This window comes from Pseudoalteromonas sp. PA2MD11 (assembly GCF_017808125.1).
GTDB lineage: Bacteria > Pseudomonadota > Gammaproteobacteria > Enterobacterales > Alteromonadaceae > Pseudoalteromonas > Pseudoalteromonas simplex.
Genome location: NZ_JADKNF010000005.1, coordinates 259,280 through 265,723, shown reverse-complemented (window position 1 = coordinate 265,723; position 6,444 = coordinate 259,280). Strand labels below are relative to the sequence as shown.

General features: G+C 39.7%; 5 protein-coding genes and 1 rRNA gene. 1 reads left to right on the top strand and 5 read right to left on the bottom strand.

The features are described 5' to 3' along the window. A 16S ribosomal RNA gene (locus ISP07_RS08740) occupies window positions 1-66 on the bottom strand; the annotation flags it as partial. A gap of 613 nt (window positions 67-679) precedes the next feature. After that, complete coding sequence (locus tag ISP07_RS08735) at window positions 680-1,537, bottom strand: tetratricopeptide repeat protein (RefSeq protein ID WP_138615828.1); 858 nt, start codon at window positions 1,535-1,537, stop codon at window positions 680-682. 83 nt (window positions 1,538-1,620) lie between these two features. On the opposite strand from ISP07_RS08735, the gene ISP07_RS08730 reads away from it, so the two are divergent. Next, on the top strand, window positions 1,621-2,934 hold the full coding sequence (locus tag ISP07_RS08730) for a M20 metallopeptidase family protein (RefSeq protein ID WP_209327388.1): 1,314 nt from the start codon (window positions 1,621-1,623) through the stop codon (window positions 2,932-2,934). A gap of 1 nt (window position 2,935) precedes the next feature. On the opposite strand, the gene ISP07_RS08725 is transcribed toward ISP07_RS08730, so the two are convergent. From ISP07_RS08725 to ISP07_RS08715, 3 genes are all read right to left on the bottom strand, one after another. Further along, window positions 2,936-4,846: a DNA topoisomerase III gene (locus ISP07_RS08725; protein ID WP_209327387.1), complete on the bottom strand. Its 1,911-nt coding sequence runs from the start codon at window positions 4,844-4,846 to the stop codon at window positions 2,936-2,938. Window positions 4,847-4,912: 66 nt separating this feature from the next. After that, window positions 4,913-5,389 carry a hypothetical protein gene (locus ISP07_RS08720; protein ID WP_209327386.1) on the bottom strand — a complete coding sequence of 159 codons (477 nt, stop codon included), beginning with the start codon at window positions 5,387-5,389 and terminating at the stop codon, window positions 4,913-4,915. Between the two features lie 130 nt (window positions 5,390-5,519). After that, the gene (locus ISP07_RS08715; protein WP_054552563.1) at window positions 5,520-6,443 is read right to left on the bottom strand and encodes a flagellar motor protein MotB; all 924 of its coding nucleotides are present in this window, start codon (window positions 6,441-6,443) and stop codon (window positions 5,520-5,522) included. Between the last annotated feature and the right edge of the window lies 1 nt (window position 6,444).

Below are 6,444 nucleotides of genomic sequence, written 5' to 3'. Positions count from 1 at the left end.
CTCGACTTGCATGTGTTAGGCCTGCCGCCAGCGTTCAATCTGAGCCATGATCAAACTCTTCAATTAAAAGTTTTTTATTTGAAGTAAACTTCAAACCATGCTCAATGAATTCTGAATTTTGATTACTCTCTATAAATAAAGAGAAATCGAATTGACTATGAAGTCACTCAGTTACATTTGAGACTCTAAATTTGTTTGCGTAACTTAGTAAACTAAGCTTCGCTGTTAGAACTCAACCTGTACGAGTGCCCACACAGATGATTGCTTTATATTGTTAAAGAACGTTGCGACGCTGTCGCTAGGGATGCGTATAATACATCCTTAATTTTTCGAGTCAACACTTAATTTTAAACTTTCTTTTTAGACCGTTTTAAACCGAAGTTTTACTTAACTCTGTGTCACTTTGTTCAGCGCTTTTCATTGCTGCCCGCCGTGTCAGTGGATGCGCATTATAGGGATGCGAAGAATTAACGCAAGCACTTTTTGTAGAAAACTACTAAAAACTTACCTTTCGCGCAAAAAACAAGCTAAAGGCAGTAAAAAACACAGTTCACTGTACAAAATACAGCCAACTTTTCTCGAGAGGATCTTAAGTATTATCGAAATTAGGTAATACGCAAGTTTTTAAATAAAAAAAGCGCCACTATTTTTAATGGCGCTTTTATCAATCAACTCTGAATTAGTACAAGATACTATATAACTTACGACGATACTTAGATGCCAAGGCATCGCCATCAGGTAAAGAAGCGATAATTTCTAGATAGGTTGGTTTTGCATCTGCGTAGTTAAGATCTTTTTTAAGTACATTAAATAACATCTCTAGTGCTTCTTCTTTACGACCCGCGCTATTAAGAGCATTACTTAGTTCTACTTTTATCTCTAAATCATTTGGGTATTTTTCAACTTTATCCTGCAGTGCTTTTATCTCTGGCGAATCAGTGGCAGCTAATGCTTGTTCACATTTTGCTTGAATATTTGTGAAATACGCATCACGTTCGTTTTCTGCAACCGAATCTAATAATGCTTGTGCATCTTCTAATTTATGAATTTGAATACAGATATCAGCTAAAACTAACTTTACACGTGTGTGATTTGGATCAAGTTCATAAGCCTGCTTTGCATAGTTAAAGGCATTATTTAGATCTTGATTAATTAACGCTTGCTTAGCTTGCTCTAATAATAACTCGTGTTGAGCTGGTAAATGTTTAGCTAGCGCATCGCGAATTTGCTGCTCTGTTTGAGCACCCGGTAACATATCGACAGGTGCTGAATCTTTTAACATCACAAGCGTTGGTAATGCTTGTAAACCAATTTGCTGCGCAAGTTGCCCTGCAAGAGCTTGCTCAACATCGCAATCTAATGTCGCTACTAATAAATGCTCACCATACTCATTTGCTATTTTCTCTAAAATTGCAGCTTGCTGATGGCACTCTGGGTTTTGCGCAGAGTAAAAAGTAAGTAGCACTAGCTTTTCAGCTGACGTTTCACCCAATGCTTGCTGCAAATTTTGTGGGGTAAGGTTTATCATATTATTCATTTGATTGATTGCACTATATAAGTATTTAGGTTTTTATATAGTGGCAAACATAACAATTACAAGTCCCACAGGTCGAGGTCATTATGAAATTATCTGCTATTTCTGCAGCTTTATTACTTCTTAGTCCATTCGCACAAGCAACAACGCTCGATTTAAATCTCAAAAAAACTATGCCTAAGATTGAAAAGCTTTATTTAGATTTACATCAATCTCCTGAGTTGTCATACCACGAAAAAGAAACGGGCCAAAAGCTTGCAAAGCAATTAAAACAACTGGGCTTTACTGTTACAGATAATGTAGGTGGTTATGGCGTTGTTGGTATTTATGAAAACGGTGATGGCCCTACAGTAATGATCCGCACTGATACTGATGGACTACCAATTGTTGAGCAAACAGGAAAACCTTACGCCTCTAAAGTGACTGTAACAAATGATGCTGGTGCAACAGTTGGCGTAATGCATGGTTGTGGTCATGATATTCACATGAGTTCATTTATTGGCACAGCACAACAGTTAATGACACATAAAGATCAGTGGCAAGGTACGTTAATGATGGTCGCACAACCTGCAGAGGAAGTTGGCGGTGGTGCAAAAGCAATGCTTAAAGAAGGGCTTTTCACTAAGTACCCTACTCCAGATCATGTTATTGGTTTGCATGTAAGTGCAAGTGTTCCTGCTGGTAAAGTTAGCATGAAAACTGAATATACAATGGCAAGTGTTGACTCTGTTGATATTACAGTAAAGGGCAAAGGCGGTCACGGTGCCTACCCACACACAACAATAGACCCAGTTGTGATTGCTTCACGTATTGTATTAGCACTGCAAACTATTACTAGTCGCGAATTGTCACCACTCGAGCCGTCAGTGATCACCGTTGGCTCAATTCATGGAGGCTCTAAACACAATGTCATTTCAGATGAAGTAAAACTACAACTTACATTACGTAGCTATAACCCTGAAGTTCGTTTACAACAAATCGCGGCAATTAAACGAATTACTAAAGGCATCGCATTAAGTGCTGGGCTTGACGAAAGCTTAGCACCAGAAGTCTATGTGCATGAAGATGAGTCAATTCCTTCAACTTATAACAATCCTGCACAAACCAATGTAGTGCGTTCAGCAATTGCTAACGCTATTGGTGAAGACAATGTACTTGAAACTGAAGCAGTCATGGCCGGTGAAGACTTTGGCCTTTATGGCCGTACAGAACAAAATGTGCCGATTACTTTGTTTTGGTTAGGCGGTGTTGAACCGAGTCAATATGACTCAGCAATGCAATCTGGCGCAACATTACCTTCTTTACACTCAAGTAAGTTTGCACCTGATTACAAAAAAGCACTTCCTACTGGAATTACAGCAATGAGTAACGCCGCGGTTGCCCTATTCAACAAAAAGTAGTTTAGGCTGAGTTAGCTCTGGGCTTAGCCTTCCTTTTAAAACGTCGCTTTTGCGGCGTTTTTGGTAACTGGGCAAAGACTTGGCTATCGCATTGCTTGGCTTGCTCAACTAAAGCATGTAACTCTTCCAACAATGGTGTTAAAAATTGCTGATAACTCATATGCTGTTCAGCGATATTACCTAACGATGCTTCCCACTTAGCTGTTAAGTCAGGGCTAGCAAGCTGTTCTGGTAATGTACTTATGAGTGCTTTACCTGTTGCGGTAGCCAGAATGTTTTTACCCTGACGTTCTAAAAAACGGCGTTTAAATAAAAGCTCAAGAATACCGGCTCGCGTAGCTTCAGTACCAAGACCATCTGTTTCCTTAAGGATCTTTTTAATTTCTGGGTCTTTCACATACCGACTGATGCCTGTCATGGCACTTAATAAGGTCGCATCAGTAAAATGCGCTGGCGGTGTCGTCATTTTGTCTACTACTTCACCTTGATTGCAATGCAGCTGTTGACCTTTTTCAAGTGGTGGTAAGGTTTGCTCATCTTTTAACTCTGTTTTGCCCATTAATATTTTAAAGCCTAAGCTAACATCTTGCTTAGCTGCTGCTTTAAAAAGCCCACCCGCAATTTCAACCGTTATTTTGGTTTCGTTAAATAGATAGTCTGGATAAAATTGGATTAAATAATGACGACAGATCAAGCGATAGATTTTTTGTTCATCACTATTTAAGGACGCTGAGCGAAGTTGTTTTTCGGTAGGAACAATAGCGTGGTGAGCTGCCACTTTGCTGTCATTAAAACATTTACTCCGCTTACTGGTATCAGCTTGCTTACAAGCTTCAATTGCTTGACCTTCATTATTAGCGATGGCGGCAATAATACTCGCGGCATCTTTATGATGATCTTTTGGTAAATAGCGATTATCTGAACGAGGGTACGTAATTAACTTATGACGCTCATACAAGTTTTGGCAGGTATCTAGCACTTTTTGTGCAGGCATTGAAAACGCCTTTGCCGCATCAATCTGTAAAGCGGATAAATTATAAGGTAGCGGTGCCTGTTGTTTTTTTTGCTTTTGCTCAAGCTCAACCACTTTAGCTGGTTGATTAGTTATACGTGACACAACATTTTCAGCAAGCCCCCTATGCAATACTCGCCCTTCTTCATCTTGATAAGGTTCACATGCTTTACTGGGTTGCCACTTTGCAACAAATGTTTGCTGCTGCTGAGTTTCAAGGTGCGCTAAAACTTCGTAAAAAGGTTTTGCTACAAAATTAGCGATTTCATTATCACGATTAACGACTAAACCTAAAATAGGCGTTTGAACACGCCCAACAGATAGCACATTGCCAAATCCAGCTTTTTGCCCAGCAAGCGTATAGGCTCGAGTTAAATTCATGCCAAATAACCAATCGGCACGTGATCGAGCTAAGGCAGACACGCTCAAAGGAATAAAATCGCGGTTCGATTTCAAATTATTTAGTGCTTTTTTAACTGCACTTAAGTTTAAGTCGCTGATCAAGAGTCGTTGAATTTGCTGTTTTTTGGCTTGGCTAAGTTTAACCTGTTCGATCACTTCATCAACCAATAACTGACCTTCACGATCAGGGTCGCCGGCATGAATTATTGTACTTGCCTGCTTAATGAGCTTTTTTAGTACAGTAAGTTGTTTGCGTGTTTTTGCTTTAGGTATTAATTGCCATTGTTCTGGCACGATAGGTAAATGCTCAAATCGCCATTTTTTAAAACTTGCATCGTAATCATCGGGCTCTGCTTGCTCAAGTAAATGACCAATACACCAAGAGACACAATCTCCATTACCAAGCTCTATATAACCATCATGTTTTTTTTGTGGTTTTGGTAGAGCATCTGCAATGGCTCGTGCCAAGGATGGTTTTTCGGCAATGTAAAGTTTCATAACGCAACACTAAATACTGTTTTTATAAACAGTAGTCTAGCACAGGATTTTTAACGAAGAAACGCCTTAAGCTTGCTGGCTTCGTCGAGTAAAAAGATAGATAAGTGGTAGGTAACATACGACCACAGTACCAATATTGATTAGCGGTAGCAGGGTCTTATACATGTAAGTGCTGTAAGACAAATCCCAAAGGTGGCGGTCAACTAAACGGAACAGTTGCAAAATAGGCGCCATTATCACAACCAACTGCCCTAAAACACTTTGCCATAAGTAGACTTTATCTTTAATACCTAAGTAAGCAATGATTGCCATCCAAGCAATATCATTAAAAGCCCAAACGACATAGCGCCAAATATAAATGTCATCAAATTCACGTAAGCCGCTATGAATTAAGGTACCGTATAAAAAGAAACATGCTGTTATTACGGTAAAGTGGAATGCCTGCCAATCTTTGCGGAGGTAGAAAACGAAAATAGCAGGGCTCAGAATGAACACCCAGCTATTATTCAAAATTGAGATGGCATATACAAACCAATCAGGCAAAATTAACTAACCTTAATCTGTTTTACCATCATCGTCGCCACTACCATTACCAGGCATGTAGCTATATTTATCAACTTTTTTCATTTTTATTCTCTATTACATTTGTTAATGAGGCTTAACTTTAATTGATTTACTGCCTTACATCAATAGGTTCAGATTCGTGTGCTTTACCTTGCATAATAGAGATTTCAACACGGCGATTTCGCTTACGATCTTCATCGGTTACATTTGGTACTAGAGGCCTGGTTTCTGCGTGGCCGACTACCATCATACGGGACTTATCAAACCCTGGCGCTTTTTCCATTTCACTGGCAACTGCCACCGCACGTTTTGATGATAAATCCCAATTATTAGTATAAAGCTCATTCGATACTTGGAAGTCATCAGTGTGACCTGACACGGTTATTTCACCCGGCACATCTTTTAACAGCGTAGCAATATCACGAATAATAGGTTTAAACTTTGGCTGTAAAAAAGCACTACCTGATGGGAATGAACCATTCTCACGAATGCGAATAATAATTTGCTGACCTAATGACTCAAGCTCAATTGCCCCATCCATAATTTGCTGTTCTAGTTGCTGGGCAATTTTCTTCACAAGTTCATTGGTTTGTTCTTGATCAGCTGCAGAAATTGACTGTTCTAAAGCTTGTTGCTGAGCCGTACTTTGCGATTCACCACCACGTTTATTACCGCGCTGTTCTTGACGCCCCCCGGCAGAGCTTTCGTCGCCAGCCTGAAACTCAAGCATTTGTTGCGTCATTTCTACGGTTTGTTGTTGAATCGTTTCAATAGGAGTAGGTTCAGGTTTACCCGGAGTGAACTCCATGGCAATGACCGAGGTTCCCTTTGGAATATCTTTTACTTCAATTTTATTTTGTACACCAAAAGCAAACTTCATGGAGCCGGCAATTTGCTTAAACTTCAGTACGTCCATTTCTGAGAAAGCAAGCAAGAGTACAAAGAAGCACATTAATAATGACATTAAATCTGCGAAGGTTCCCATCCAGGCGGGTAAACCCGGTGGTGGACATTTGCACTCTTCATCTGACATG